This window comes from Paraburkholderia sp. CI3 (assembly GCF_050436505.1).
Taxonomy (GTDB): domain Bacteria; phylum Pseudomonadota; class Gammaproteobacteria; order Burkholderiales; family Burkholderiaceae; genus Paraburkholderia; species Paraburkholderia tuberum.
Window position 1 is genome coordinate 482859 of sequence record NZ_JBNDMI010000001.1, and the last position, 23725, is coordinate 506583.

The 23725-nt window shown below is 61.8% G+C and carries 29 protein-coding genes and 4 pseudogenes; 7 read left to right on the forward strand and 26 right to left on the reverse strand.

Features of this window, described 5'->3' with window-relative positions; translation table 11 throughout:
* Positions 1-8: 8 nt before the first annotated feature.
* From nifK to nifH, 3 genes are all read right to left on the reverse strand, one after another.
* Positions 9-1568 (reverse strand): nitrogenase molybdenum-iron protein subunit beta, encoded by a 1560-nt coding sequence (gene nifK, locus OKW29_RS02215; RefSeq protein WP_429289805.1) that lies wholly within the window; start codon positions 1566-1568, stop codon positions 9-11.
* A 61-nt stretch (positions 1569-1629) separates the two neighbouring features.
* Positions 1630-3093 (reverse strand): nitrogenase molybdenum-iron protein alpha chain, encoded by a 1464-nt coding sequence (nifD, locus tag OKW29_RS02220; protein WP_133667172.1) that lies wholly within the window; start codon positions 3091-3093, stop codon positions 1630-1632.
* A 103-nt stretch (positions 3094-3196) separates the two neighbouring features.
* Complete coding sequence (nifH, locus tag OKW29_RS02225) at positions 3197-4078, reverse strand: nitrogenase iron protein (protein WP_018423167.1); 882 nt, start codon at positions 4076-4078, stop codon at positions 3197-3199.
* A gap of 379 nt (positions 4079-4457) precedes the next feature.
* Between nifH and OKW29_RS02230 the strand changes: the two genes are divergently transcribed.
* The 3 genes from OKW29_RS02230 (at position 4458) to OKW29_RS02240 (ending at position 6111) form a co-directional block, all read left to right on the forward strand.
* A complete protein-coding gene (locus OKW29_RS02230; protein ID WP_026226291.1) occupies positions 4458-4877 on the forward strand; it encodes a group II truncated hemoglobin in 420 nt (139 codons plus the stop codon).
* 36 nt (positions 4878-4913) lie between these two features.
* Positions 4914-5522: a hypothetical protein gene (locus OKW29_RS02235; RefSeq protein WP_184072344.1), complete on the forward strand. Its 609-nt coding sequence runs from the start codon at positions 4914-4916 to the stop codon at positions 5520-5522.
* 70 nt (positions 5523-5592) lie between these two features.
* On the forward strand, positions 5593-6111 hold the full coding sequence (locus OKW29_RS02240; protein ID WP_184072342.1) for an ankyrin repeat domain-containing protein: 519 nt from the start codon (positions 5593-5595) through the stop codon (positions 6109-6111).
* A 24-nt stretch (positions 6112-6135) separates the two neighbouring features.
* Here the strand turns inward: OKW29_RS02240 and istA are convergent.
* The 9 genes and pseudogenes from istA to OKW29_RS02285 all read right to left on the reverse strand — a co-directional run.
* Positions 6136-7074, reverse strand: a pseudogene (gene istA, locus OKW29_RS02245) (IS21 family transposase); the annotation flags it as partial.
* A 239-nt stretch (positions 7075-7313) separates the two neighbouring features.
* The gene (locus OKW29_RS02250; RefSeq protein WP_184072340.1) at positions 7314-7541 is read right to left on the reverse strand and encodes a hypothetical protein; all 228 of its coding nucleotides are present in this window, start codon (positions 7539-7541) and stop codon (positions 7314-7316) included.
* 473 nt (positions 7542-8014) lie between these two features.
* The gene (locus OKW29_RS02255; RefSeq protein ID WP_429289806.1) at positions 8015-9124 is read right to left on the reverse strand and encodes an HBL/NHE enterotoxin family protein; all 1110 of its coding nucleotides are present in this window, start codon (positions 9122-9124) and stop codon (positions 8015-8017) included.
* Between the two features lie 65 nt (positions 9125-9189).
* Positions 9190-10269: a fatty acid desaturase gene (locus OKW29_RS02260; protein ID WP_429289807.1), complete on the reverse strand. Its 1080-nt coding sequence runs from the start codon at positions 10267-10269 to the stop codon at positions 9190-9192.
* A 105-nt stretch (positions 10270-10374) separates the two neighbouring features.
* Entirely contained in the window at positions 10375-10707 is a 333-nt protein-coding gene (gene cyoD, locus OKW29_RS02265) for a cytochrome o ubiquinol oxidase subunit IV (RefSeq protein ID WP_121325257.1), read from the reverse strand.
* Positions 10708-11316 carry a cytochrome o ubiquinol oxidase subunit III gene (gene cyoC / locus OKW29_RS02270; RefSeq protein WP_184072334.1) on the reverse strand — a complete coding sequence of 203 codons (609 nt, stop codon included), beginning with the start codon at positions 11314-11316 and terminating at the stop codon, positions 10708-10710.
* 3 nt (positions 11317-11319) lie between these two features.
* Positions 11320-13326 carry a cytochrome o ubiquinol oxidase subunit I gene (gene cyoB / locus OKW29_RS02275; protein ID WP_429289808.1) on the reverse strand — a complete coding sequence of 669 codons (2007 nt, stop codon included), beginning with the start codon at positions 13324-13326 and terminating at the stop codon, positions 11320-11322.
* Between the two features lie 3 nt (positions 13327-13329).
* Positions 13330-14226: a ubiquinol oxidase subunit II gene (gene cyoA, locus OKW29_RS02280; protein ID WP_429289809.1), complete on the reverse strand. Its 897-nt coding sequence runs from the start codon at positions 14224-14226 to the stop codon at positions 13330-13332.
* 167 nt (positions 14227-14393) lie between these two features.
* On the reverse strand, positions 14394-14717 hold the full coding sequence (locus OKW29_RS02285) for a hypothetical protein (RefSeq protein WP_429289810.1): 324 nt from the start codon (positions 14715-14717) through the stop codon (positions 14394-14396).
* 332 nt (positions 14718-15049) lie between these two features.
* On the opposite strand from OKW29_RS02285, the gene OKW29_RS02290 reads away from it, so the two are divergent.
* The 3 genes from OKW29_RS02290 to OKW29_RS02300 all read left to right on the forward strand — a co-directional run bounded on the left by OKW29_RS02290 (position 15050) and on the right by OKW29_RS02300 (position 16424).
* The gene (locus tag OKW29_RS02290) at positions 15050-15724 is read left to right on the forward strand and encodes an OmpW/AlkL family protein (RefSeq protein WP_184072330.1); all 675 of its coding nucleotides are present in this window, start codon (positions 15050-15052) and stop codon (positions 15722-15724) included.
* 82 nt (positions 15725-15806) lie between these two features.
* Positions 15807-16043: an FmdB family zinc ribbon protein gene (locus OKW29_RS02295; protein ID WP_090811320.1), complete on the forward strand. Its 237-nt coding sequence runs from the start codon at positions 15807-15809 to the stop codon at positions 16041-16043.
* Between the two features lie 24 nt (positions 16044-16067).
* Positions 16068-16424, forward strand: a complete 357-nt coding sequence (locus OKW29_RS02300) for a hypothetical protein (RefSeq protein WP_184072328.1) — start codon at positions 16068-16070, stop codon at positions 16422-16424.
* Positions 16425-16434: 10 nt separating this feature from the next.
* Here the strand turns inward: OKW29_RS02300 and OKW29_RS02305 are convergent.
* The 14 genes and pseudogenes from OKW29_RS02305 to OKW29_RS02370 form a co-directional block, all read right to left on the reverse strand.
* A pseudogene (locus tag OKW29_RS02305) lies at positions 16435-16563 on the reverse strand (SIR2 family protein); the annotation flags it as partial.
* A gap of 2 nt (positions 16564-16565) precedes the next feature.
* On the reverse strand, positions 16566-17729 hold the full coding sequence (locus OKW29_RS02310; RefSeq protein WP_429289811.1) for a DegT/DnrJ/EryC1/StrS family aminotransferase: 1164 nt from the start codon (positions 17727-17729) through the stop codon (positions 16566-16568).
* Positions 17716-17994, reverse strand: a complete 279-nt coding sequence (locus OKW29_RS02315; protein ID WP_187629744.1) for a hypothetical protein — start codon at positions 17992-17994, stop codon at positions 17716-17718. The genes OKW29_RS02310 and OKW29_RS02315 overlap by 14 nt, the downstream gene beginning before the upstream one ends.
* Position 17995: 1 nt before the next feature.
* A complete protein-coding gene (gene nifT, locus OKW29_RS02320) occupies positions 17996-18214 on the reverse strand; it encodes a putative nitrogen fixation protein NifT (protein WP_007177241.1) in 219 nt (72 codons plus the stop codon).
* A 41-nt stretch (positions 18215-18255) separates the two neighbouring features.
* Complete coding sequence (locus OKW29_RS02325) at positions 18256-18582, reverse strand: hypothetical protein (protein ID WP_262413377.1); 327 nt, start codon at positions 18580-18582, stop codon at positions 18256-18258.
* A 77-nt stretch (positions 18583-18659) separates the two neighbouring features.
* Positions 18660-19031, reverse strand: a complete 372-nt coding sequence (locus tag OKW29_RS02330; RefSeq protein WP_429289812.1) for a hypothetical protein — start codon at positions 19029-19031, stop codon at positions 18660-18662.
* Complete coding sequence (locus OKW29_RS02335; RefSeq protein WP_429289813.1) at positions 19028-19303, reverse strand: nitrogen fixation protein NifZ; 276 nt, start codon at positions 19301-19303, stop codon at positions 19028-19030. Before OKW29_RS02335 ends, OKW29_RS02330 begins: the two co-directional genes overlap by 4 nt.
* Positions 19300-19680 (reverse strand): nitrogen fixation protein NifZ, encoded by a 381-nt coding sequence (locus tag OKW29_RS02340; RefSeq protein WP_429289814.1) that lies wholly within the window; start codon positions 19678-19680, stop codon positions 19300-19302. Before OKW29_RS02340 ends, OKW29_RS02335 begins: the two co-directional genes overlap by 4 nt.
* The gene (locus tag OKW29_RS02345; RefSeq protein WP_260336622.1) at positions 19673-19798 is read right to left on the reverse strand and encodes a hypothetical protein; all 126 of its coding nucleotides are present in this window, start codon (positions 19796-19798) and stop codon (positions 19673-19675) included. Before OKW29_RS02345 ends, OKW29_RS02340 begins: the two co-directional genes overlap by 8 nt.
* Positions 19795-20376 carry a hypothetical protein gene (locus OKW29_RS02350; RefSeq protein WP_184072317.1) on the reverse strand — a complete coding sequence of 194 codons (582 nt, stop codon included), beginning with the start codon at positions 20374-20376 and terminating at the stop codon, positions 19795-19797. The genes OKW29_RS02345 and OKW29_RS02350 overlap by 4 nt, the downstream gene beginning before the upstream one ends.
* A 15-nt stretch (positions 20377-20391) precedes the next feature.
* Positions 20392-20799, reverse strand: coding sequence for a HesB/IscA family protein (locus OKW29_RS02355; RefSeq protein ID WP_116117469.1), 408 nt, complete (start codon positions 20797-20799; stop codon positions 20392-20394).
* Between the two features lie 50 nt (positions 20800-20849).
* Entirely contained in the window at positions 20850-21044 is a 195-nt protein-coding gene (locus OKW29_RS02360) for a 4Fe-4S binding protein (RefSeq protein WP_090811334.1), read from the reverse strand.
* A gap of 41 nt (positions 21045-21085) precedes the next feature.
* Positions 21086-22681 carry a nitrogenase cofactor biosynthesis protein NifB gene (nifB, locus tag OKW29_RS02365; protein ID WP_429289815.1) on the reverse strand — a complete coding sequence of 532 codons (1596 nt, stop codon included), beginning with the start codon at positions 22679-22681 and terminating at the stop codon, positions 21086-21088.
* A 291-nt stretch (positions 22682-22972) separates the two neighbouring features.
* Positions 22973-23161, reverse strand: a pseudogene (locus tag OKW29_RS02370) (nif-specific transcriptional activator NifA); the annotation flags it as partial.
* Positions 23162-23492: 331 nt separating this feature from the next.
* Between OKW29_RS02370 and OKW29_RS02375 the strand changes: the two are divergent.
* Positions 23493-23693, forward strand: a pseudogene (locus OKW29_RS02375) (aminotransferase class V-fold PLP-dependent enzyme); the annotation flags it as partial.
* Positions 23694-23725: the final 32 nt, after the last annotated feature.

Consider the following 23725-nt stretch of genomic DNA (forward strand, 5'->3'; position numbering starts at 1 on the left):
CGTTTCTCTCAGCGAATGATGTCGTAGCTGTAGTCGGTCTTCGCCACGTCGATCGTGTTGGCGTCGAGCGCTTCGAAGAACTCGTCCAGCAGCGTGACCAGCACCCGCAACGCACCTTCATAGCCCCAGGTCGGGAAGCGATGGTAATGGTGGCGATCGAAGATCGGGAACACCATGCGTATCAACGGCGTTTTGGTATCGCGCTCCAGATATTTGCCGTAGGTGTTGCCGATCAGGAAATCCACCGGCTCGGTAAACAGCAGTGAGCGCATGTGCCACAGATCGCGTTTCGGATACACCTTGCAGCCGGCGCCGTAGGGCGACGCGTCGAACAGCGCCTGCACCTTCGCAGCCCAGGTTTCGTTGCCGTTGGTCGCCAGCACGTGAGCCGGCTCGGCGCCGAGTTCCAGCAGGAACCGCGTGTAGCCCAGCATCTGGTCCGGGTCGCCGTAGAGTGCAAAGCGCTTGCCGTGCAGGTGAGCCTGGCTGTCGGCCATCGCATCGACGAGCTGGCCTCGCTCCTTCTCCAGTTGCGCCGGAATCGGCTTGCCGGTCACGCGCGAGATTTCCATCAGGAACTGATCGGTGCCCGCGACGCCAACCGGCGAGTTCAGCACCACCACTTCCTGGCCATGCTCGCCAATGAACTTGCTGGTCTTCTCGCAGCAGTATTCCTGGAACACGAAGGTCGCCTTCGCGTTCAACGCGCGCTCGACTTCCTCCTTGGTCGTGCCGCCTTCGTACATCCGGAATTCGCCGTCGGTCGGCGTATTCCACGTTTCGGATGGGTCGCAGATGATGTTCACCGTCACGCCGAACAGATCGAAGATGCGGCGAATTTCCTTCATGTTGCCGACCACGTAGCCGTCGAAGCCGCCGATGAAGTTGACGCTCTCGTCGGGCACGCGCTCAAGCGGCGTCGCTGTGCCGGCCTTGCCGTCCCAGAAGTGCCTGAGGATGCCGAGCAGCGCGTTGTCGTAGCCGGTCACGTGGCTGCCGACGAAGGCCGGCGTGTGCGCGAACGGCACGTCATAGTCTTCCGGCACGCTGCCCTTCTGCTTGCTGCTCTTGATGAGCGCGTCGAGGTCATCGCCGATCACTTCCGCCATGCAGGTCGTGGAGACCGCGATCATGTCGGGCTTGTACAGGTTGTACGCATTTGCGAGGCCGTCGATCATGTTGTTCATGCCGCCGAACACCGCCGCGTCCTCGGTCATCGACGAGCTGACGCACGAGGTCGGCTCCTTGAAGTGACGCGAGAAGTGCGAGCGGTAAAACGCTACACAGCCCTGCGAGCCATGCACAAAACTGAGCGTCTTGTGAAAGCCGTTGGCCACGTACACTGCGCCGAGCGGCTGGCAGGCCTTGGCCGGGTTGATGGTGAGCGAGTCGCGTGCAAAGTTCTTTTGCCGGTAGTCTTCGCTCTTGGTCCACTCGACGATCTGCTTGACCTGCTCGTCTGAATGGTTGAACTCGAAATTTTCCTTTTTCGCGCGAAAAATTTTCTGGTACTCGGGCTCACGGAACAGGAGTTCCTGGTCGAGAATCTGGTCTGCGGATTGGGGCACGGGATGCTCCTGATATTCAATTCAATGGCCTGCCGTCCGGTGATCAGTCCGGTGGCCGGCGTTAGGGGTTTTTCTTCCAGGGCGCCTTGGCGAGCCCCCACACCGGGCTGGAAATGGCCATGTCCATGTCGCGCGCGAAAATGGCGTAGCCGTCGTAGCCGTGATATGGACCGGAATAGTCCCAGCTGTGCATCTGGCGAAACGGCACGCCCATCTTCTGGAACACGTACTTTTCCTTGATGCCGGAGCCGACCAGATCGGGCTGGACCTGTTCGACGAACCTCTCAAACTCGTAGCCGGTCACGTCGTCGTAAATCAGTGTGCCGTCCTTCACGTAGTGCGTGGTGCGCTGATAGTCGTCGTTGTGGCCGAATTCGTAGCCGGTGCCGACCACGTTCATGCCGAGGTCTTCGTAGGCGCCGATCACGTGGCGCGGACGCAGGCCCCCAACGAACAGCATCACGGTCTTATCCTGCAGGCGCGCTCTGAACTTCGCGTTCACCGCATCGACCAGGGGACGATACTTGGCGATCACCCTCTCCGCGTTGGCTTTGATGGTGTCGTCGAAGTGGCTGGCGATCTCGCGCAGGCTCTTCTCGATCATCGACGGGCCGAAGAAGTTGTATTCCGCCCACGGAATGCAGTACTTCTCTTCCATGTGCCGGCTGATATAGTTCATCGAGCGGTAGCAATGCAGCAAATTGAGCTTGGCCTTGGGCGTATTCTCGAGCTCGGCGATCGAGCCGTCGCCCGACCATTGCGCGATCACGCGCAGGCCGATCTCTTCGAGCAGAATCCGGCTCGACCAGGCATCGCCGGCGATGTTGTAATCGCCGATGATCGCAACATCATAAGGCGTCGAAACAAATTCGGGCCGCTTGTCCGGATCGGCCTTGTCGAATATCCAGTCTCGAATCGCATCGTTAGCCAGATGGTGGCCCAGCGACTGGCTGACGCCGCGAAAACCTTCGCAGCGCACCGGCAAAATGGTGTGCCCTTCATACTGCGCACTCTTCGTCTTCGAGACGGCCTCGATGTCGTCGCCGATCAGGCCGATCGGGCATTCACTCTGGATCGAGATGCCCTTGTTCAGCGGAAACAGTTCCTGAATCTCGTCGATGATCTTGTCGAGCTTCTTGTCGCCGCCGAAGACGATGTCCTTTTCCTGGAAGTCCGACGTGAACTGCATCGTCACGAAGGTGTCGATACCGGTAGTGCCGATGTAGTAGTTGCGACGCGCGGCCCACGAGTACTGGCCGCAACCGACCGGACCATGACTGATGTGGATCATGTCCTTGATGGGCCCCCAGACCACGCCCTTCGAGCCGGCGTACGCGCAACCGCGAATCGTCATCACGCCCGGCAATGACTTGATGTTTGATTTCACGCCACAGTCGGGCTTGCCGTCCTCGAAGGTGCCCAAATGCTTGGCGCGCCGTTTGGCCATCTTCTCGGGATAGGCCTTCAGCACTTCATCGATCAGGGCCTTGTTCGCGGCCTTGCGCTCTTCAACAGTGACGCTCATGGGAATGCTCCATAGGGTGAGTATCAAGCCTGGCAGCGGGTAGCCGGCACGGCCCGGTTCATCGCGTGAAGAAGAACACCGGGCCGCGCGCAGCGGCGCTCGCTTAGGCGGTCAGTTCCGCTGCAGGCTTGCCGACTTGCGATTCGTCGATGGACGTCATGATTCCGTGCTCCATTAACAGGTCTTCCAGTTGATCCATCGTGATCGGCGTCGGGATCGTGCCGTTGCCCGCGTTGTTGTGCACCTTGGTGGCGAGCTGGCGATACTCTTCCGCCTGTTTGGATTCGGGCGCGAACTCGATCACCGTCATGCGGCGCAGCTCGGCGTGCTGCACGATGTTATCGCGCGGCACGAAGTGGATCAGCTTCGAACCGAGCATCTTCGCCAGCGCTTCGGCGAGTTCGAGTTCCTTGTCGGTCTGACGCTCGTTGCACACGAGCCCGCCGATCCGCACACCGCCGCTGTTCGCGTACTTCAGAATGCCCTTTGAAATGTTGTTGGCCGCATACATGGCCATCATTTCGCCGGACATCACAATGTAGATTTCCTGCGCCTTGTTCTCACGAATCGGCATTGCGAAACCGCCGCACACCACGTCGCCGAGCACGTCGTACGACACGTAGTCCACGCCGTCATAGGCGCCGTTTTCTTCGAGGAAGTTGATCGACGTGATGACGCCACGGCCCGCGCAGCCGACGCCCGGTTCCGGACCGCCGGACTCCACGCAACGGATGTTGCGGTAACCGATCTTCATCACGTCCTCGAGTTCGAGGTCCTCCACCGAGCCGGCTTCGGCCGCTAGCGACAGGATGGTGTCCTGCGCCTTTGCATGCAGGATCAGGCGGGTAGAGTCCGCCTTGGGATCGCAGCCGACGATCAGGATCTTCTGCCCGAGTTCAGTCAGGGCTGCCAGGGTGTTCTGCGAGGTGGTCGACTTGCCGATACCGCCTTTACCGTAGAACGCGATTTGCCGAAGTTTAGACATTGCATTTCTCCATTCAGGAAGAAGGGTTGAAATCAGGGTTGCGTAACCGCGACCATGTCAGCCTGTCGTGCCTGTATGGGTCTTCTTATATCGAGCCACGCATCGGCCGGACCTGTGTCCGCGCTGGACTCCAAACGCAGCTTCTGTGCCACGTCACCAGCGGTACTGCGACGCGTCCGCCCCGCCGCGCTGCGGCGGTTGGTTCGGGACTTTTGCGGACTCCTCTTCTGTCTTGTCGATTTCGCGACAAACCACGCGAACTTCGTCGCCAATGAAACCATTCGGGCGCGTTTGTCGTGCGATTTCTGTCGCATTGGCCTGCGTGCAGCCGGACAATCGCCGGGTTGCGGCCTGGTTCGGTTATTGCGTTGATCGCGCCATGGACACACCAGCCACCCAAGCTTCGCGACCGGTGCCGCGCGAGACGCACTTCGACCGTCTAGGCGGCGAGACCGCCGTCATCCGCCTGGTCGATGCGTTCTATCGGCACATGGATACGCGGGCCGACGCGCAGCGCATTCGCGCGATGCATCACCCGGACCTGTCTTCGACGAAGGCCGTGCTGGTGCTGTATCTGTGCGAATGGCTCGGCGCCGACAAGCGGTACTCGGCACAGCGCGGCCAACCACGGCTGCGCACGCGTCATGCCGCATTCGCGATCGGCACCGCCGAACGGGATGCGTGGCTAGCTTGCATGCGCGCCGCGTTCGACGAGACGGGTGTCGATCCGGTGCTACGCGATGAACTGATGCAGGCGTTTTTCAAAATCGCCGACCGGATGCGCAATACGCAGACGTGAATCCCTCTTCAACGCTGTTTAACCCAAGGATCTGTGATGACCGAAACGCTCGCGCACAAGGAGATCGACGACACCGCGTTCGCCCGTCTCGAACATGAAGGCCGTCTGCTCAACCCGGTTCTCAAGGGGCTGACGAACAAGTTCGGCCGGGTCGGCTTCCGCGGCGAACTTGCGCTGCGGTTTGCCCCAAAGCTCGCCGACGAAGCGCGGCCGCCGGAGCTGACCTGCGATCAGGTGATGGCATGCGCGACGATCGGCCATAAGCACTTGCCGTTCTTCGCAGGGTATCTGTTGAGCTTCGAGCATCTGAAGGACGTGGCCGAGGTGCTCAGCGACACGCTCTCGGCGGATGGCAAGTACTTTCTGTTTTGCGACAACATCGACCTGAGCAAGCGATATCAGGTGCCGTACAAGGGCGCGATGTTCTATGTGCTGCCGATTCTCGAGTCCACCGTCTACAACGAGATGCTCGAACTGCTGTACCTCGAAAAGAACGAATTGAAGAAAAAGGACTCAGGCGGCAAGCTGGATGCGGTAGCGGACGCGGCCATCAAGTTCGACGTGACCTTCGAGACGATCACCTACAGCGAAGGACTTGAATTGATGGGGCCAGTGCGCAACCCCAACGAGAACCGGCCCGTCTGAGGCGCGGGTCCCTGCGGCTGCCGCCCGCGCGGCTGCGCCAACCGATGTTCCCTTGCACCCGAACGCGACCATGATCATGCACACTGACACTGCTTTCGTCGTCCGCGAACGCCTGGCCTCGCGCGTTGTCCGGAACCCCGATGCACAACTCGAAACGATCGTGCCCGCCGCACTTTCCACCTGGCTGGCGTACCACGGCTTCCCTGCTCCCCATTCGCGCTGCGTGAACGGCGAAACGCCGTTGATGCGCGCCGCGCAGCATGGCGAGGACGCGGTGGTCGAAGCGTTGCTCGCACTCGGCGCACGCGCCGACGCGCTCGATGACGACGGCAACCATGCGCTCTGGTTCGCGTGCCTGCACGGCGGCCCCGCGACCATCCTGCGGCTGATCGACGCCGGCGCGCCGATCGACCATGTGAACGACGACGACATCACATGCCTGATGCAGGCAGCCGCGAGCGCTCGCCTCGACGTCCTGCAGATGCTGCTTGCGCATGGGGCGAACGCAGAACTGTGCGCACCGGATGGCCGCAGCGCGCACGACATGGCAGCCGACCTCGGGCTGCAACTGCTGCTTGCTTTCGGATGACAGGCTTTGTTAGCGAGTCTTACCGTAACCGTCAAACGGTGTCGGCATCGGCATCAGATGGGCGCGCTCCTGCTCGAACACGTCGGCGACGCTCAGGTCACGATAGTCCGGATGCTTCACCTGATCCCACAACGACCGGCACCGGGTCGCCAGCCATGCATTCAGATCAGCGAAACTGCCGAAGCGTTGCGCACGCGCCTCAATCCAGATGCGCAGACGGCTGTCCTGCACGTTCTTCTCGACGACGCCTTTCTCCCAGCCACTGGCGACGTTGCAGAAGTCCGGATCGAACAGGTAGTGCGAGCACATCACTGCGAAACGCGGATTTACTGTGCGACCCTTGCCTTTGTGAACCTTGTCTACGGCCGTTTTCATATTGTCGTGGATGCCCCGGCGGGCCATCCCGCCGAAGGCCGCGAACGAGCGCGTATGGGCATCGAACAGCATCTCGTGCCGCTGGCTCGGATAGGCAACCAGCCAGAACGCCCGCGACGCACATAGCTTCATGTGCGACACCTGCAGCTTGCGGTAAATGCCGCCGACAACCAGTCCTTCCTCGGACCGGTCAAACTGGAATGCCTCGCCCAGTTCGAATCGCAACGGCACAAACGCCGATTTCGAAACCGCCTTGCCTTCGCCTTGCCGCCAGCCCCGGATGAAATCGGTCACCCGCGAGTAACAGCCGTCGTAGCCGCCCGCCTTGATCTCCTGAAACAGCATCCAGGCGGTGCGCCGCTCCTTCTTCGACCGCCGCGCGTCGACACTGAGCGCCTGCACCAGCGCCTCATGAAACGGCGTCAACCGGGTCGGCTGGGAGCGCCGCTGATACTTCGGCTCCTCCTGAACATCCATGTTCAGATATTTACTAATCGTGTTGCGCGACAGGCTTGTGAGACGTGCTATCTCGCGTACCGACCTGTTCTGGCGGTGGAACATCCGCCGCACCTTGCCAATCATCGTCATCGGGATCATCCCCAAACACCCTGCCAGAAAAACTAGCAGGATAGGTTGATTGCCCGGCTCAATTTTCAGTCGGCGCGATCCCTACATGTGGCATGTGGCCGAATTTTCGGTCGGCGTAAACACGGTATGTTCACCCCGAGCCCCGGTGGCACGTCTTGAGATGCGTTCAGTATGGCACGCTGGTTGCCACTCATCGGTGGCTTCCGCCACCGATTGAGCAGCGCGAAAGCTTCGAACTATCAGGAAGCGTCGGCCTGTAGAACGCCGAGCATTGCGATACAAGTGGTTAAACGAAGCTCAACGACGAAGGGAGACGGGTCCTGATTGAGATCGTTAATAATCACGGTGAAGTCTGCGGCAGTGTCATCGATCGCGGTCTTCAGATTTGTCAGGTCGCTAAGGCTGGAGGCCTCGGCGGCAGCCAATTGGCCCCGTGCCGCGCCTTCCTGTGCCTGCAATGTCGTCATCTGACTCTGGATAGAGCCTTCGACGTGGGCTAGCTGCGTAACCGACGACGACATGAGAGCCGCGGCAGCGTTCGATTGGGTGAGTAGTGATGTCGCGCTTTGTTGGTACGTACTGATGGTGGCAGCGACGTCCGAGACAGTTTTGGCTATCGAGCCCGGACTTGCACCTTTTTTAAGGTCAGCGAGCGCACCATTCAGCGCGGTGATTGCCGAACCGGTATAGCCGAGCAGGGCCGTCTAAAAAGGAGCGGCGTCCTTCAGAATGCCGATAAGAGAATTGCAGACGGAGTTCTGAATTGGCACCGCGTCGCCGGGCAATCCTTGGATGGACCGCAATTTGGAGACACTACTGTTCAGGGCGGCCAAAGTCTGTGAAAAAGGACCCATGTTGTCTCTTTCCTTCGTTGTGGTATGACGGGGCCGCCTCCGTTGGAATCAATCCCGACGGAGGCCGCACGGGCTAGCGGATCGCGTTACGCCACTCCTGCTGAGGCGGGCAGATTGGCGACCTTCGCGATGAGATCGCTTACGGTCTGTTGCGCGGCGGCCGATTGCACGGTTACGCCAGCCATTTGGCCCTTGACCGTCTGGATGTCCGCCAGGAGCGTCCCAATTTCGCCGTTTGCCGCGTTTATGTACAGGGTGCGGATCTCGTCCGCATTCGAAATCCCGTTGTTCAAATCGGCGATGATGTCGCCCAGATCAGATGTGATGCTTTCCCACGCGTTTGCCATCGCCGATGCTGCAGTAATGGCGCCATTGACCTGCGTAGAAAGTGATGTGTAGCCGCCACTAATCGCCGTAGCGAGCTTTACCTCTTCCTTCAGGTCCGCTTGTTCGGTGAGCAGCGACGCCTTCGCCTTATTCGCTGCGACGAGCCCGGCTGCCGAGCCGGCTTCACCGAGGACTCCCACCAAGACAATGCCAACGCCGCCGATGACTGCACTGGTAGACGCGCCAGCGGTGACAAACTCAGCGATCGCCCCTACGCAGATGACAAATACGCCGCCTACGACAGCCAGCCCGCTCAGAACGATTCCGGCGATTGCGCCGTCGATTTCTGCCTGAAATTTGCTGAGTTCCCCTTTGATGGTGGCGAGAATCCCGTCTGCTCCGCCAACCGCACTATTCATATTGGTAACGGTGGTTGTGAAGTCCGCTGAGTCCGTCGTTAGATTCGCGCCAAGCGTCTGGAGGTTGGTGACAATCTGGTTCGCGGCGCCTTGGTATTTCACCGACTCCTGCTGCACCGCCGTGAGGGCGGCTGCCCACTCAGCAACAGTCGAGCCTGCCGGCAGCGTCGCCGGTAGTGCTTTGTTGAGCTGGTAGTAGTTGTCGATGTTTGCCATGTTTTCGATCAGGCTGGGCTGCAGCGTGTCCAGATAATAGATCGCATGGCCTTTCGCGGTGGTGAGCCCGTCGTTGATTTGTGTCTGGTATTGCGACAGACCGTCGATGCCAGAAAAATCCACCTGGGGCTGTTCGAGAACGCTATTTGCATAGGTTTGAACGGTCAGGGCAGCACCCATTTGCTGAGTGTTGGCATCGCCAATTGCTGTCGCATTTCCGCTGATATCCGGCATTTTTACCCTCGTCATCAAATTCAAATTGCATTGAACGCGACCTGAAGTGGCCGCACGTAACGAACTCAATTAGTAAGAGGAACGTGCGTCGCGCGACCAGCGAAATCGGTCCACTGATCAGTCGAAAAATCGTATAGTTTGCAGCCTCGTGCGGTGTCGAAGTACCAACGCCACGAAAACCGCTGCACGACGATCCGTTCCGGAAGCATCGCTTCGAGGGTTCGCTGAGCACCGACGAGCCCGTATAGAGGGAGACTCATGTCGACGTGATGCGCGGTGTGCTCCATGATGTGATGAAACAGCGCGCCAAAACGCCAGCGAAAGGTCAAGTGCACCGTCGTGGATACGAACGGATCCGAACGCCCCCATTTCGCGCGATCGTCATACCAGCGGATTTGCGGATGCGTGTGGTGCGCGTACACGACGAAACCCACCATCGCGCACCAGAACAGGAACGGCACCCCGAACCCGCATGCGATTGACGGGACCACCCCCCGCTGCGTCGCGCGAGCGATCCACGCGAGCGCGCCGATCCACAGCAGTGCGAACACCGATACCAGCGTGCAGTCACGGAAGAACACGGGGCGCCGCGTCGGCATGGCGGCCCGCGACGGGAAAAGCATCTTCGTCCACCAAATTTCGATCATGTAGTAGAGACCGGGCGCCCAGCCGCTGCGATAGATACGTTCCAGTGCGCGCCGTGGCCCACTCAAGGCGCGATATTCCTGGATCGTCAGCGGTGCCCACACAAAATCGACGCCTTTCAGGTTCGTGTAGCCGTGATGCACCACGTTGTGACCCACTTGCCACAGGCTGTACGGCGTGAGCGACGGCAGGAAGGCGATCCGGCCCAGCCAGCGGTTGAGCGTGCGGTGCCGGGTCAGGCTCTCATGACATGCGTCGTGACCGATGACGAAGAGCCGTCCGATGACGAAGCCCGCCATGCATCCGAATACGGTCTTCAGCACGAACCCGTGCGCGAACACGCTCGCGGCGAGCGCACACAATAGCAAAACGTAGTCGAACACGAGCAGCAGAAGCGCGTAGGCGGTGCGGCGTTCGGCGAACGGTGTCAGCCACGAGCGGATGACCTTGCGATGGGGCAATGGCTCATTGGCGGGAACGGGGTGATTCGGACTGTTCATGAAGAAAGACCGGTAGAGCGGTGCAGCACAACACTACGCACGAGGCCGACGGCTGCATGCCGTGTCCGCGATGATGTGACCAGACCGTTTCGCGCTGGTGGCGAGTCAGCGCGACATCATGTTCATGCTGACATTGTGCATCACCCAGATCGTGCCGAAGATCAGGAACAGCGCGGCGAGCGCGGTGTAGCATAACGCCAGCACGTTCCAGCGCTGGCCGCGCGACAGGTCGAGATGCAGGAACGTCACCAGTTGCACGACGATCTGCACGAACGCCAGCAACGCGAGCGCCATAATCGCGGAGCCGGACGGCAGCAACCGTTGCGTGACGATCGAGAATGAGCCAGCAGTCAGCGCCACGGCAAGCACGAAACCGGTGATATAACCGGCGACGTCACCACGCGAGGCGGTCGTGGACGTCGAGTGTGAATGGACCATTTAGAGCATGCTCCCGAGATAGACAAACGAAAACACGCAGATCCACACGATGTCGAGGAAGTGCCAGAAGAGGCTCAGGCATGTCAGACTCGTGAGGTCGCGACCGGACAGTTCAGGCGAGCGGACGACATGCACGACGAGCACGGCCATCCAGACGAGGCCGGCTGTCACGTGCAGGCCGTGGGTGCCAACCAGCGTGAAGAACGACGACAGGAAGGCGCTGCGACTGGGCCCAGCACCGTCGGCGACCAGGTGCGAGAACTCGCGCAGCTCTAACGCGAGGAACAGCGCGCCAAGCACGAACGTCACGAGGAGCCAGCCGATCACGGCACCACGCCCCTGGCGCTGCGCGCCGAGCATCGCGAAGCCGTAGGTGGTGCTGCTCAGCAGCAGCGCGCCGGTTTGAAGTGCAACACCCGGGATGTCGAACAGGTCCCGTCCGGACGCGCCGCCCGCGAACTGGTGCGCCATCACGGCGAACACGGCGAACAGCGACGCGAACAGCATGCAGTCGGTCATCAGGTACAGCCAGAAGCCGAACACGGTGGGCGTTGGGCCGTGGTCAGCGCTCGACCTGCCGTGATGGACGAGTAATGCAGATTGCGTCATGGGTCAGGTCTCCGCGGATTCGGGTAATTCAAGGGCGGCCGGGGTGGGTGCGCTGCTGCGTCGTGCTTCGATTTCGCGCACGCGCGAGGCCGGAATCACGTAGCCATGGTCGTCGCGGAAGCTACGCGCGATCAGCGCGGCGACGATCGCGACGAAGGCCAGCACGGCGAGCCACGTGATGTGCCAGACGCCGGCGAAGCCGAGCACGATGCTGAATGCGCCGATCAGGAACCCGTCCGCGGTATTCGACGGTAGGTGGATGTCCTCGTAATGCGCCAGTGCGGCATTTGCTGCGCCGCTTTCCTTCATGTGCGCGAACGCGTCGAGCTGGTGGACGACCGGTATGCGCGCGAAGTTGTAGACAGCGGGCGGCGACGCGGTGGCCCATTCGAGCGTGCGGCCGTTCCACGGGTCGCCCGTCAGGTCGCCGTATTCCGGCTCGTTGCGATGGATCACGCTCACGACGACCTGGGCGATCTGGTGCACGACACCGAGTGCGATCAGCACCACGCCGCATGCGGCGACGAACAGCCAGGGATGCCAGGTCGGGTTGTCGTAGTGATTCAGGCGCCGGGTCATGCCCATGAAGCCGAGCACGTAGAGCGGCACGAACGACACGTAGAAGCCGACGAACCAGCACCAGAACGCCCGCTTGCCGAGCTTCTCGTTAAGCTTGAAGCCGAACGCCTTCGGGAACCAGTAATGGAAGCCTGCGAGATAGCCGAACACGACGCCGCCTATGATCGCGTTGTGAAAGTGCGCGATCAGGAACAGGCTGTTGTGCAGCACGAAGTCCGCGCCCGGGATCGCCATCATCACGCCCGTCATGCCGCCGATCGTGAACGTGACCATGAAGCCGATCGTCCACAGCACGGGTGCGGTGAACTCGATGCGACCGCGGTACATCGTGAACAGCCAGTTGAAGACTTTCACGCCCGTGGGGATCGCGATGACCATCGTCATAATGCCGAAGAACGCGTTGACGTCCGCGCCGGAACCCATCGTGAAGAAGTGGTGCGCCCACACGAGGAATGCGAGCACCGTGATCGCGCACGACGCGTAGACCATCGTTCTGTAGCCAAACAGCGGTTTCTTCGCGAAGGTCGCGATCACTTCCGAGTAGATGCCGAACGCGGGCAGCACGAGGATGTACACCTCCGGGTGGCCCCACGCCCAGATCAGGTTCAGGTACAGCATCGCGTTGCCGCCGAGCTCATTGGTGAAAAAGTGCATGCCTGCGTAGCGGTCGAGGCCGAGCAGTGCGAGCGTCACGGTTAGGATCGGGAACGTTGCCATGATCAGCACGTTCGAGCACAGCGCGGTCCACGTGAACACCGGCATCTTCATCAGCGTCATGCCGGGCGCGCGCAGCTTGACGATCGTCACGAAGAAGTTGATCGCGGTAATCAGCGTACCGACGCCGGAGAGCTGCAGACTCCAGATGTAGTAGTCGACCCCGACGCCGGGACTGAACTGCAGCTCCGACAGCGGTGGATACGCGAGCCAGCCGACCTGCGCGAACTCGCCGATCACGAGCGACAGATTGATCAGGATCGCGCTGATCGCCGTCATCCAGAAGCTCAGCGAATTCAGGAACGGGAAGGCGACGTCGCGCGCGCCGATCTGCAGCGGCACGACAAGATTGAAGAGGCCGACCATCAGCGCCATCGCCATGAAGAAGATCATGATGACACCGTGCGCGGTGAATATCTGGTCGTAGTGGTGCGGCGGCAGGTAACCGGGGCCGTGAAACGCGATCGCGAGCTGAAGCCGCATCATTACGGCGTCGACAAAACCGCGCACGAGCATCAGCACCGCGACGATGATGTACATGATGCCGATCTTCTTGTGATCGACGCTTGTCAGCCACTCGGTCCAGAGCCACTTCCAGCGGCCGAGCTTCGTGAGCGTGACGATGACCGCCAGCACGATGAGCGCCATGAACGCGGCCGCGCCCATGATGACCGGCTGATCGAACGGAATCGCGCCGGGCGTGAGTTTTCCAAACATGGCTTACTCCGTGGTCTGCGTGCGACAGGCGGCGTCGCGGAAGGCCGTGACGTTGCCGTTGTTGTATCGGGCAACGATGTTGCGGAACAGGTACTGGTCGATCGATGAGAAGTAGCGTACCGACTGCTTCTCGCTCGGCTTCGCGACTTCGGCGTATTCGTCCATGCTCAGGCGGTCCGGCGAAGCCTTGACCTTCCGCACCCATGCGTCGAAGCCGGTGGCGCTCGTCGCGAGCGTGCGGAACTTCATGTCGGTGAATCCCTTGCCGCTGAAGTTGGCGGACATGCCTTCGAAATTTCCCGGTGCATCCGCGATCAGGTGCAGACGGGTCTGCATGCCGACCATTGCATACACCTGGGTGCCGAGTTGCGGGATGAAGAATGAGTTCATCACCGAGTCCGACGTGATCCGGAAATTCACCGGCGTATCGACTGGCACGGCGAGCTGGTTCACCGACGCAATGCCGAGGTCCGGGTAGATGAAGAGCCACTTCCAGTCGAGCGCGACCACCTCGACGTCGATCGGCTTCACGCTCGACTGCAGCGGCCGGTACGGGTCGAGCTCATGCGTGGTGCGCCACGTCAGGATACCGAGGTACAGGATGATCAGGGCGGGGATAGTCCAGACGACGATCTCGATCGCCGTCGAGTGCGCCCATTTGGGTGCGTAGATCGCGTGACGGTTCGACGCACGGTAGCGCCACGCGAAGAACAGCGTCAGCAGGATCACCGGGATCACGACGATCAGCATCGCCCACGTGGCGGTGGCGATCAGCGACTTCTCGGCCGCGCCGACGCTCCCTTTTGGATCAAGCACAGTCAGATCACATCCCGATAGACAGGCGCTCAATGTCGTGACGATGGCTATCGACCGTTTCCTTAAGGCTTTTCTGTCTGTCATAGTGGTTAAGTCCGGGTTGTGGCACTTTTGACGTGAAGTTGGCTTGACGCATGCGGCATCACACTCGCAGCATCATGGTCCGACAACCGGCCAGCTTTGTGATTGATGTCGATCAAGGACGAACAAAGCGGCGGGGTGCGGTGCACTGACGCAGTGCGCGGGCTAAATCAGGCGACAGTCTGCTGCGACAAACCGTAGATCAGGTCGACCTTAATTGAGAGAAATCCCGCATCGCGTGCGCCGCTGAGTGCGCGTTCCACCACATCGAGTGGCTGGATGCGATTGACAGCCTGCTGAACGTCGGTCGCAAAGTCCTGTACGCCGAAGCTCGCTCGGTTGAAGCCGAGGCGCGCGAGTGGTGAAGGCGTTTTGGTGCTGACGGTTCGCGGATCAATTTCGATGGCAAGTTCTGCGTCGATCGAGAACGCGAAGCGGTTCTGCAGTTGCTGGACAAGCTCTTCGAGTTCGGCAACAGGGAAGAAGGTCGGCATAGCTCAGATATCTAGCGCTGCAGCCATGGTCGTGCGTAATGACCTTGTTGCATGCGCAGAAGTAGCAGAGTGATCTGCGTGCCGTTCGGCGGCTGCAGCCAGTCCGGCAATGGCTGCGAAATCGGTGTCTCCGGGTGCGAGAAACATCCTGGGTACCAGTCAATGCGGGTGAAGGCCAATAGTCAGGCCTCAAGGCTCCCGCTATCTCGACATTCCTACGCGTGACCCGATGTCGCATCTTGACTTCGGGATCGGGACCGGTTGATCCTGCGCAAGGGCAGCCCTGATTTGCGCGTCGACAATTCCCCGCATACGTCAACAAGGGGAAAGCGATGAAGCACATGATTAAGGCCGTCATGATCGTGGCAAGCCTGTGCACTACCGGTTTGTTCGAAGTGCTGGCATACGCGGATGACGTAAGCGCGAACGGAAGCACGATGGCAGGCCAGGTGCCGGCGGATGGGATCCACGCCGGTGACGTGCTCGTGCGTCTGCGTGCCATCTCGATCCAGCCCGAAGTACACACCAGCGGCACGTTGTCGTCGCTCGGCGTGGGTGTCAATAACGCACTCGTGCCGGAGTTGGACCTGACCTATATGATCCGCGACGCGATCGGCATCGAGCTGATTCTCGCCACCTCGCGGCACCACGTGACGTCCGACCTCGGCGATCTCGGTGGCGTGAACGTGCTGCCACCGACGCTGCTGCTGCAATATCACTTCAACCATGCTGGCATGATCCGACCGTATGTCGGCGCGGGGGTCAACTACACGTACTTCTACAACGACGGCCTGAGCGCGGGCCCCGTAGGCATCCAGGTGTCACGCAGCAGCTTCGGTCCGGCGGTGCAGGCTGGCGTCGACGTGCAGATCACGAAGACCGTCTTTCTCAACGCGGACATCAAGAAGATCTGGATGCACACGGACGCCTCGCTCGGCGATAGTTCGTTGGGCCGGCTGGACATCGACCCACTGGTACTGGGAATAGGCGTCGGGATGAAGTTCTAGCGAGCGCGCAATGACGGACCACAGCTCGCACCAACGGGCGATCCGCTGCGCCCCATCCACCTGAAACGGAGATCTGATCACTATGCCCCTGTACGACTACCGCTGCGCGGCCTGCGGCCACGCGTTCGAAACGCTGGTGCGCGCCGGCCACACGCCCGTCTGCCCGCAATGCGGCGGCACCGCGCTGGACAAGCAGGTCAGCGCGCCGGCCTCGCCCGGCAAGAGCCGCGCGATCATCTCCCGCGCGCGGCGTCAGGCGGCGCGCGAAGGGCACCTCAGCAACTATTCGCCGGCCGAGCGTCGCAAGCTGCTGCGCTGAGCCCAACGGGGAATCGCGCTGTCGATGTATATGAACCTCGAGGGCGCCTACGGGATGGCACTCAGTCTCACCGTCTTGATGGCCGGCACGCTGGATCAGGCCACCGCCGACAGCCTGCTGGAACGCGCGAAGGGCATCTGCCCGTATCTCGACGCGTGGCTTCGCAACATTGCGTCAGCACGGCCGCCCTCGCGCTCGAGCGCTTCGATGACCACGACGGAAACGTCCTGCGCATGCAGTACGCGCGCCAGCGCGAGGCCGAGTTGCCTGCAGCAGGGTCGCGCCGGCGGCAACGCCGTAGGTCTTGCCCGAAGGCAGTACGGTCAGTGTGGTCATGACGGCGATCTTGATAAAGGGCTACGGATAAAGAACGATGGATAGCGGCCACGCTTCACGCGGCCAGTGCGGGTTGCATGGCATCCACCAACGCTTCGGCGAACCCGCCCAGCGGCATCGCGATGCACGTGATGCCCTGCTCTTCGGGAAAGCGCGCCTCCATACGCGTCGGTTCGTCGGGCAGCCTCACAGATAAATGGCGGCGCCGGCGCCCACGTTGGTCGCGGTGTCTTTCAGCGTCTTGACGATGTACTTGACCTGGTCGGTGTCGAGTAGCGTGTGCAGCGGCAGCGCCAGCGCGCGATCGCCGATGCGCTCGGTGTCGGGCAACAGGCCGCTCTTGCGGCCGATCGCATCGCCCGCATTCATGTAGTGGAACTGCTGATGCAGCGGATGGCTGTAGGCCACCGTCTCAATGCCGCAAGATTTCATGTCGTCGATCATCTGGGCGCGCGCGCTCTGCGTAAAACGCTTGCCCAAATGCACAACATAGAGCATCCAGTGCACTTCTTCGACGTCCTCGGCCACGTAGGCCGGCTTGATCCCTTCGAAGCTTTGCATCTCCTCGTGATACCAAGTCTCGACCTGCTTTCGCTGCGCGAGGCGCGTGTCGAGTTCGGCCAGTTGCGCGAGACCGAGCGCGGCGGTCAGATCACTGATCCCGGCCTGCAGCGGCACCCGCGAGCCGACCGAGACGGACGTGCGGTCCGTGACGCGCCGCTCGCGCAGATAGCGCAGTTCATGGACGAGTTCGTCATCGTCGGTGACGAGCATGCCGCCCGCTCCTGTGCACAGCGCGGACGGGCTGGAGAAGTCGAACACTGATACGTCGCCGAAACAGCCGACGTTGCGGCCCCGGTAGCGCGAGCCCAACGCCTCAGTACTGTCTTCGATCAGCCGCAAGCGCTGCGCGTCGGCCAGTTCGCGCAGCAGCGCCCACGCGGCCGGGTGGCCGTTGGTATTGCCGGCGAGGATCGCGCGCGTGCGAGGGCCGATCTTCTGCGCGGCTTTTTCGGCGCTCAGACAACCACTCCAGTAGTCGATGTCGGCGAACACCGGCACGGCTCCCGCCAGCGTGATCGCCTGCGCCACCTGATGCCAGGTGTGCGACGCGCAGACCACCTCGTCTCCCGGGCCGATCCCCGTCGCGCGCAACGCAATCCAGGTGGCGAGCGTGCCGCTCGCGACCGCGACCGCATACTCCCGGCCAACCCAGCCCGCAAACGCGCGCTCGAACGAATCAAGCATCGGCCCGTCGCTCCAACGCGAGGATTGCAGCACCGCGTTGACGAGATCGATCTCGCGCGCCGCGCAAGCCGGTTCGCTCAGCGCGATCTCATCGATTTCCATGCGCCTTGTCCTCAGTCAGGATCAACGCATCGGCCTCTTCAGGGCGCTGCGTGATGGTCCTGTAATACCCGGCCGATATCGCGAAATAGATACTGCGCACACTGAACCGGAGCGCTGCTGTCTCGTCGCGCATCACCGTTGCGCTGACATGCATTGTGCGCACCTCGGGATAACGTTCGTGCCATTGCGCGGCAGCGTCGCGTAGCGTCGGTGCCGTGCGGAGCAGGTCCGCCGCGAAGTCCAATTGCTCGGCGTTGAGGCTCATCTCACTCCTCCACGCCAGCAATGCGCCGCGCTTCGACCGTGATGGGCAGTGGCGTATCGTCGGCCATCGCGGGCAATTCGAGCTGCCAGCCGTTCGCGAGCGTGACGAGACCGCCCCACATCCCGGGCTGCGCCATCGCGACTATGGGCTCTTCCAGGTCCTTCTTTGGCACGTAGGCGCTCAGCGCGCCCTTGCTGTCCTTGCGGATCATGACTTTCATGGTTGCGGACTCCGGAGATTGATGACAGGTTCAAACCAGCTTCAAGCGGGATGCGCTGCTTCCTCCAGCAGTGGACGAAGCAACGGCGGTAGATGGGCGAGCACGTACTCAATGTCCTGCGCCGTAGTGATTTCGCCGAGCGACAGCCGCACCGCTGCAACACGACCTCGGCGGGAAGCTCGCCGAAGCGCAGGTAGCTGGTGCCGGGCCGACGCGGTGCCTGCGCCGGCGAAGATCAACTCTGCGGGCTTGCAATCGAGCGCTCGCGCGATCGTCGCGCGGGCCGCAGCGAGCGTGCCCTTCGCCTGCTGCCCGACGGCATGCTGCGACGACGCGTTGCCCCACACATCCGTCAGGATGGACAGCATCGCCTGCCACGGCGGAGGCTGGCGGCATGGTCGCGTTGTGGTCGAGATAGATCGTCGCCCGGCTCCGTTAGTTTGCTTCACGGCCAGAACACGCATTCGCGATCGATGCACAGCGTGTCCAGCAGCTCGGCCAGATCGGTGCTCTCATGCTGGGGCATCCATCGGTGCGACGCATGATCGCGCGCGCTCAGGTGCCACATACCGTCTTCATCGCGCGTGAGCCAGGCTATGTCGATCAGCCCGCCATTCGCGTCGACATTGCGGGAGCAGCACGGGCTCTCGACACGGAACCCCTGCCCGTCGCGCAGCACGCGCGGCAGCACATAGCGGTAGCGGGTACGCTCGCGCAACGCTTGCTCGATCTGGCGCTGGGTCAGGTCGAACGGGCGGCCCGCGCGCAAACCGTCGCGCGGCGGCGCCGCTTCTGGCGCGTTCGCCTGAACCGTCATGACATGGCTCCTTCTTCGGGTAGCAGGCCGGCGGGTGCGGGCGCAATTTCATTCTCCGTGCATCCGACGACACAGTTGCCGAACTCCACCAGATAGACCGGCTCGCCGCTCTCAACCAGCTGCCCGACGTTGACGATTTCGCCGACCGTACCCGCCTCGGCCAGACAATCGTCCTGGCCGCGCTCCGGAAAGCTGCCGTCGTTGCACAGGTCATCCAGCGCGATCACGCGCATGCCCCACTGATAAGCAGGCTGAACCGGTTCGATACTCATGCTGACGGCTCCTGCGGTTGCGACGTTTCCGGCTGGACCCGCGTGCCGATCTTGTGCAGCGCTTCGGCCCGCTCGCCCAAGCCTTGCAGCACGTCGTCCGGCAGGTTGTCGAGCGTGCATAGCTCTTTCGCGCGCATGCCGACACGGTGGCCGCTCTCGACGAAATACACCGCGTAGATATAGAACTGCTGAAGGAAGGTGTCGATGTTGGTGACGTAGCCGATCTCGCCCTTGTTCACCAGCACTTCGCCGATGTCCTTGCCGTTGTAGGTGCCGTCGTTGCGGATCACCGCGCGTGCGATCACGCGCTCGCCGTAGTTGAAGCGCGGGGGAAACGCGACCTCGATCAGGTCGTCGTCGCGGTTGATGTCAGCCATGCTTCACTCCTGCTGATCGTTGCGTCTGTCCGGTGGTCATCAGGTTAGCGACCTCGCCCGACTGCCGGCGCTGCCGCGCGAGCGCGCGCACCTCTTCGCGCACGTTCTGTACGCTCATGGTTGCGTCCCCGTCCAGCCGCGCGTCGGATACGCACTCAGCGCATTCATTACATCGTCGGACCCGACGCCGGTCTCATGACGATCCAAGACTTGCGAGAGCAGCGCGCCCCCCACCCGGTCTTCGGGATCGAGCCGGCGCAATTCGCGCAGTAGCATGCGCGCTTCTTCAAAGTCGCCGAGACGCATGTTGAGGTACGCGAGGCCCTTCAGCGTGAACAGATAAAAACGCGCGGCCGCGTCATAACGCGTGGTCACGATCGCGGCCGCAAGCGGTTCGTCGCCGAAATCTGAGCCCAGCGCGGTGCGGGCGACCGCCAGCGCGTCTTCGCCGATCGCACGCGCCTGCGCCAATTGATGGCCGTAGAAGTAAAAGCGGTACAGCGCGATCAACGGCACCGGATGGCGCGGCGCGGCGGCGCGGGCGCGTTGCAACAGCGCGAGCGCCTCGTCGGGGCGCTCGCGCAACCGACCCGCCTCGGCGATCAATGCATTGACGCCCGACGGCAAGCCGCCGCCAATCGCGCTCTGCGCAAACGCGGTCATTACGTCGTCGAGGGCACGGTCGCCGGACTCCATCGCCATCGCTCCTCTTCAGGAGATCTGACGCGGCAGCGGCGGCCGCCCGCGGCCAATCGCGCTGACATCGATGGTCGCCACGCCCGGCGGCGCCGACTCCGCACTGCTGCTGCAACCACAAGCGGCCTGGTTCGGATTGAAGAAGATCAGGCCGGACTGGGTTGGCGTGTCGGCGAAATCGATCGTTATGCCTTCGAGCATCAGCCGGCTCTCAGCCGGCAGGAATACGCGCAGGCCGTTGATGTCGAGTTCCTGTTCGCCTGGTTGCAGCGCCGGCTCGGCGGTGAATTTCGCGGTATAGCCGGAACAGCCGCCGGCGCTCACCACCAGACGAAAGCCGGCGCCAGCCGGCAGGCCCGAAAAGCGCACGATACGACGCATGAACTTCTCGGCGGCGCTCGTAACAGTTACGTTGGACAGCATGATGCGTAGTCTCCTGATGGATGAATGGCCGGCCCGGCCACGAGCCAGACTCAAACCTGAACGATGCAGCCGTCCACGGGACACACGGCGACGCACTGCGGGTCGTCGAAGTGGCCTTCGCATTCGGTGCATTTCTTGGGGTCGATCGCGAACACGCCGCCTTTGTCGCTGATCGCGACATTGGGGCATTCCGGTTCGCAGGCCGAGCATCCCGTACAGGTGGACGCAATAATCTTCAGAGGCATGGAGGCTCTCCTGTTGTCCTGTCTGGAAGGGTGTGGGGGTGTCACGCCGCTGAGGCTGACGAGGTGTAAGCACCCTGGCGGATCGAAGCATCGCCGCGGTCCCGGTGCACGATGGCGCCGCTGGCGATGCGACTGCGGTAGTCGTTGAACCAGGCAAGCACCGCTGTTTCGATAAATTCGCCGACGTACTGATCGACCGGCTCGATGCCCGCCTGCGCCAGTTCGTCTTTCGGGCAGGCGCCGATCTTCGCGACCAGCACTGCGTGGCAGTCGTGGAGCGCGCGCACGACCGACGGTAGTTGCTCGTCGTCGCCGTAACCGCCCCGGCAATACAGGTCCACCCGGCGATGGCCGACGAACAGCGCTTCGGCCGCCGAGACCTCGAAGATCTGAAACTCCGTGACGTGGCCGAAGTGCTCGTTGACCCGGCCGCCGCCCTTCGTTGCGACCGCGGCCAGCACCTTCATGTCGTCGGCGACGTCGATCTCACGAGAGACAGCCAGCGCTTCCTGCTTCGCGTCGTGCTGCGCCTGACGCTCGGCTTCGACGCGCTGCTGGTATTCACGGCGGCGGTCGAGGTCGTAGACCACTTCCATCTGCTCGATCTTGTCGAGCGTGAAATCCTCGCTGCGGTCCTCGCCCAGCAGGCCAACCGCATCCGCGCGGCACTGGCGGCAATGACGCATCAGGTTGGCGCCGCCCATGCAGGCGTCCTGCACGGCCTTGAGTTCCTGCGCAGTCGGTCCGCGCTGGCCGCTCAGGCCAAAGTGAGTGCCGTGCTCGGGCTCCGAAATCAGCGGCATGATGTTATGCAGGAACGCGCCGCGTTTCTTGACGTCGCGGTTGACCTCGATCAGGTGCTCCTCGTTGATGCCAGGAATCAGCACCGAGTTGATCTTGGTCAGCACGCCGCGTGCGGTGAGCATCTCGAGACCCTTCATCTGCCGGTCATGAAGGATGCGGGCTGCTTCGTAACCGGTCACGCGCTTGTGCTTCCAGAAAATCCACGGATAGATTTTCTCGCCCACCGCCGGGTCGACCATGTTGATAGTGATTGTCACGTGGTCGATGTTGTACTTGCAGATTTCGTCCACGAGGTCGGGCAACGCCAGGCCATTGGTCGACAGGCACAGCTTGATGTCCGGCGCCTGTTCCTGCAGCATCCGGAACGTCTCGAAGGTCTTCTTCGGGCTCGCCAGCGAATCACCGGGACCGGCGATGCCAAGCACCGTCATCTGTGGAATCTCGCTTGCGACCGCCACGACCTTCTTCACTGCCTGTTGCGGCGTTAGCTTCTGAGAGACCACGCCGGGACGCGACTCGTTCGCGCAGTCGTATTTGCGGTTGCAGTAGTTGCACTGGACGTTGCAAGCCGGCGCCACCGCCACATGCATGCGCGCATAGTGATGATGGGCTTCTTCCGAGTAGCATGGGTGATTCTTGACCTTCTCCCAGATGTCCGGCGGCATGTCGTCGAGACTATCCGACGCGCCGCAGCTGGCCTTACCCTCGCCACCGTGCGTGCCGCAGCCGCCACCGGTGGACGGGTCTTCGATCTTCACGCCGAGCGGTTTAATCTGCCCGATGCTGATATAGGCCGCTGCGGGCAAGTCGCTCGCATTTGAACTCGCTTGCATGGATATCTCCTCGCAACCAACGGCGGCCGCGCGCAAGCCATAGAGCCAGATCCATGCCACTCGACAAGAACGCCAGGAATCAACGGGTTAGGATATATTTCGCAGTTCTGTTTGATCCCGGCGCGCGACGTATCCCTACAATCTCGTTGCGTCGTGTCGGTGTTGCGACAAATCTCACACGATCCGGACAGCATGTTCTGAACCAGCGAGATGGACCCGCACAAACCAGATCAATCGTTCGCGTTCACCCTCCGGCTTCCCCGGCTTGCGATGTCGCGAACGTGTAACCGTCCGCTGCTGCTCGTCACGCGAAACACCCGTAGCGCTCAGGCCGCGCAGTTGCCCGTCCGGTTCGGCCAGCACCACAAAGGCGCGCCGCCACTCCATCGTCTGCACAAGATAGTTCAGGGACTCGCGGAAGGCTTTCGCCACATCGAGCGACGAAACCAGCGTCTTGCTCACCTCGTAGACGCCGTCCAACGCTTGCCTGAATGCTCACCGTTGACTTCCCCTTCGTGCGCTGCGCGCTTTCGATGTACCAGCGCAAGGCGCACGATCGACGCAAAGACACAGCGTTTGAAGTAAGCGCATTTCTACGCCTGACGATTCAGCCATCGCGCGTGTCAATCCCGCGCGCGTAACGACAAATCCGACAAAAAGAACGGCGGCAATCCTCACTCGTCGGGCGCATCGACACAAAAACAACAGCGAAACAACAGCGGCCCAGTTGAAAGAGGCCACTAGAGCGTGAAAATCCATTGGCATGGAAGTTGCCCTGAAGGTCGCATTACCCCGCTTTCAGGAGCCTGCGATGTCGGATTTCCAACGCGTGAGTACCGGCCTCCATCCGCGCGTGATCAGACGCATGCTGCCTTACCTGACCGAGATGTACGGCAATCCCGCCAGCCGTTCGCATGCCTATGGCTGGGTCGGCGAAGAAGCGGTGGAACTGGCCCGCGAGCAGGTCAGCTCGCTCGTCAACGGGGACCCGCACGAGATTGTCTGGACCTCGTGGGGCTCCGGACGCGCATGCGGATCGCGTGC

Excerpts from the sequence above, each read along its gene's own strand:
- nifD (WP_133667172.1), bottom strand. The coding sequence starts at position 3,093 with ATGAGCGTCACTGTTGAAGAGCGCAAGGCCGCGAACAAGGCCCTGATC.
- nifH (WP_018423167.1), bottom strand. The coding sequence starts at position 4,078 with ATGTCTAAACTTCGGCAAATCGCGTTCTACGGTAAAGGCGGTATCGGC.
- OKW29_RS02230 (WP_026226291.1), top strand. The coding sequence starts at position 4,458 with ATGGACACACCAGCCACCCAAGCTTCGCGACCGGTGCCGCGCGAGACG.
- OKW29_RS02235 (WP_184072344.1), top strand. The coding sequence starts at position 4,914 with ATGACCGAAACGCTCGCGCACAAGGAGATCGACGACACCGCGTTCGCC.
- OKW29_RS02240 (WP_184072342.1), top strand. The coding sequence starts at position 5,593 with ATGATCATGCACACTGACACTGCTTTCGTCGTCCGCGAACGCCTGGCC.
- OKW29_RS02250 (WP_184072340.1), bottom strand. The coding sequence starts at position 7,541 with ATGACGACATTGCAGGCACAGGAAGGCGCGGCACGGGGCCAATTGGCT.
- OKW29_RS02255 (WP_429289806.1), bottom strand. The coding sequence starts at position 9,124 with ATGCCGGATATCAGCGGAAATGCGACAGCAATTGGCGATGCCAACACT.
- OKW29_RS02260 (WP_429289807.1), bottom strand. The coding sequence starts at position 10,269 with ATGAACAGTCCGAATCACCCCGTTCCCGCCAATGAGCCATTGCCCCAT.
- cyoD (WP_121325257.1), bottom strand. The coding sequence starts at position 10,707 with ATGGTCCATTCACACTCGACGTCCACGACCGCCTCGCGTGGTGACGTC.
- cyoC (WP_184072334.1), bottom strand. The coding sequence starts at position 11,316 with ATGACGCAATCTGCATTACTCGTCCATCACGGCAGGTCGAGCGCTGAC.
- cyoB (WP_429289808.1), bottom strand. The coding sequence starts at position 13,326 with ATGTTTGGAAAACTCACGCCCGGCGCGATTCCGTTCGATCAGCCGGTC.
- cyoA (WP_429289809.1), bottom strand. The coding sequence starts at position 14,226 with ATGACAGACAGAAAAGCCTTAAGGAAACGGTCGATAGCCATCGTCACG.
- OKW29_RS02285 (WP_429289810.1), bottom strand. The coding sequence starts at position 14,717 with ATGCCGACCTTCTTCCCTGTTGCCGAACTCGAAGAGCTTGTCCAGCAA.
- OKW29_RS02290 (WP_184072330.1), top strand. The coding sequence starts at position 15,050 with ATGAAGCACATGATTAAGGCCGTCATGATCGTGGCAAGCCTGTGCACT.
- OKW29_RS02295 (WP_090811320.1), top strand. The coding sequence starts at position 15,807 with ATGCCCCTGTACGACTACCGCTGCGCGGCCTGCGGCCACGCGTTCGAA.
- OKW29_RS02300 (WP_184072328.1), top strand. The coding sequence starts at position 16,068 with ATGTATATGAACCTCGAGGGCGCCTACGGGATGGCACTCAGTCTCACC.
- OKW29_RS02310 (WP_429289811.1), bottom strand. The coding sequence starts at position 17,729 with ATGGAAATCGATGAGATCGCGCTGAGCGAACCGGCTTGCGCGGCGCGC.
- OKW29_RS02315 (WP_187629744.1), bottom strand. The coding sequence starts at position 17,994 with ATGAGCCTCAACGCCGAGCAATTGGACTTCGCGGCGGACCTGCTCCGC.
- nifT (WP_007177241.1), bottom strand. The coding sequence starts at position 18,214 with ATGAAAGTCATGATCCGCAAGGACAGCAAGGGCGCGCTGAGCGCCTAC.
- OKW29_RS02325 (WP_262413377.1), bottom strand. The coding sequence starts at position 18,582 with ATGCTGTCCATCCTGACGGATGTGTGGGGCAACGCGTCGTCGCAGCAT.
- OKW29_RS02330 (WP_429289812.1), bottom strand. The coding sequence starts at position 19,031 with ATGACGGTTCAGGCGAACGCGCCAGAAGCGGCGCCGCCGCGCGACGGT.
- OKW29_RS02335 (WP_429289813.1), bottom strand. The coding sequence starts at position 19,303 with ATGAGTATCGAACCGGTTCAGCCTGCTTATCAGTGGGGCATGCGCGTG.
- OKW29_RS02340 (WP_429289814.1), bottom strand. The coding sequence starts at position 19,680 with ATGGCTGACATCAACCGCGACGACGACCTGATCGAGGTCGCGTTTCCC.
- OKW29_RS02345 (WP_260336622.1), bottom strand. The coding sequence starts at position 19,798 with ATGAGCGTACAGAACGTGCGCGAAGAGGTGCGCGCGCTCGCGCGGCAG.
- OKW29_RS02350 (WP_184072317.1), bottom strand. The coding sequence starts at position 20,376 with ATGGAGTCCGGCGACCGTGCCCTCGACGACGTAATGACCGCGTTTGCG.
- OKW29_RS02355 (WP_116117469.1), bottom strand. The coding sequence starts at position 20,799 with ATGCTGTCCAACGTAACTGTTACGAGCGCCGCCGAGAAGTTCATGCGT.
- OKW29_RS02360 (WP_090811334.1), bottom strand. The coding sequence starts at position 21,044 with ATGCCTCTGAAGATTATTGCGTCCACCTGTACGGGATGCTCGGCCTGC.
- nifB (WP_429289815.1), bottom strand. The coding sequence starts at position 22,681 with ATGCAAGCGAGTTCAAATGCGAGCGACTTGCCCGCAGCGGCCTATATC.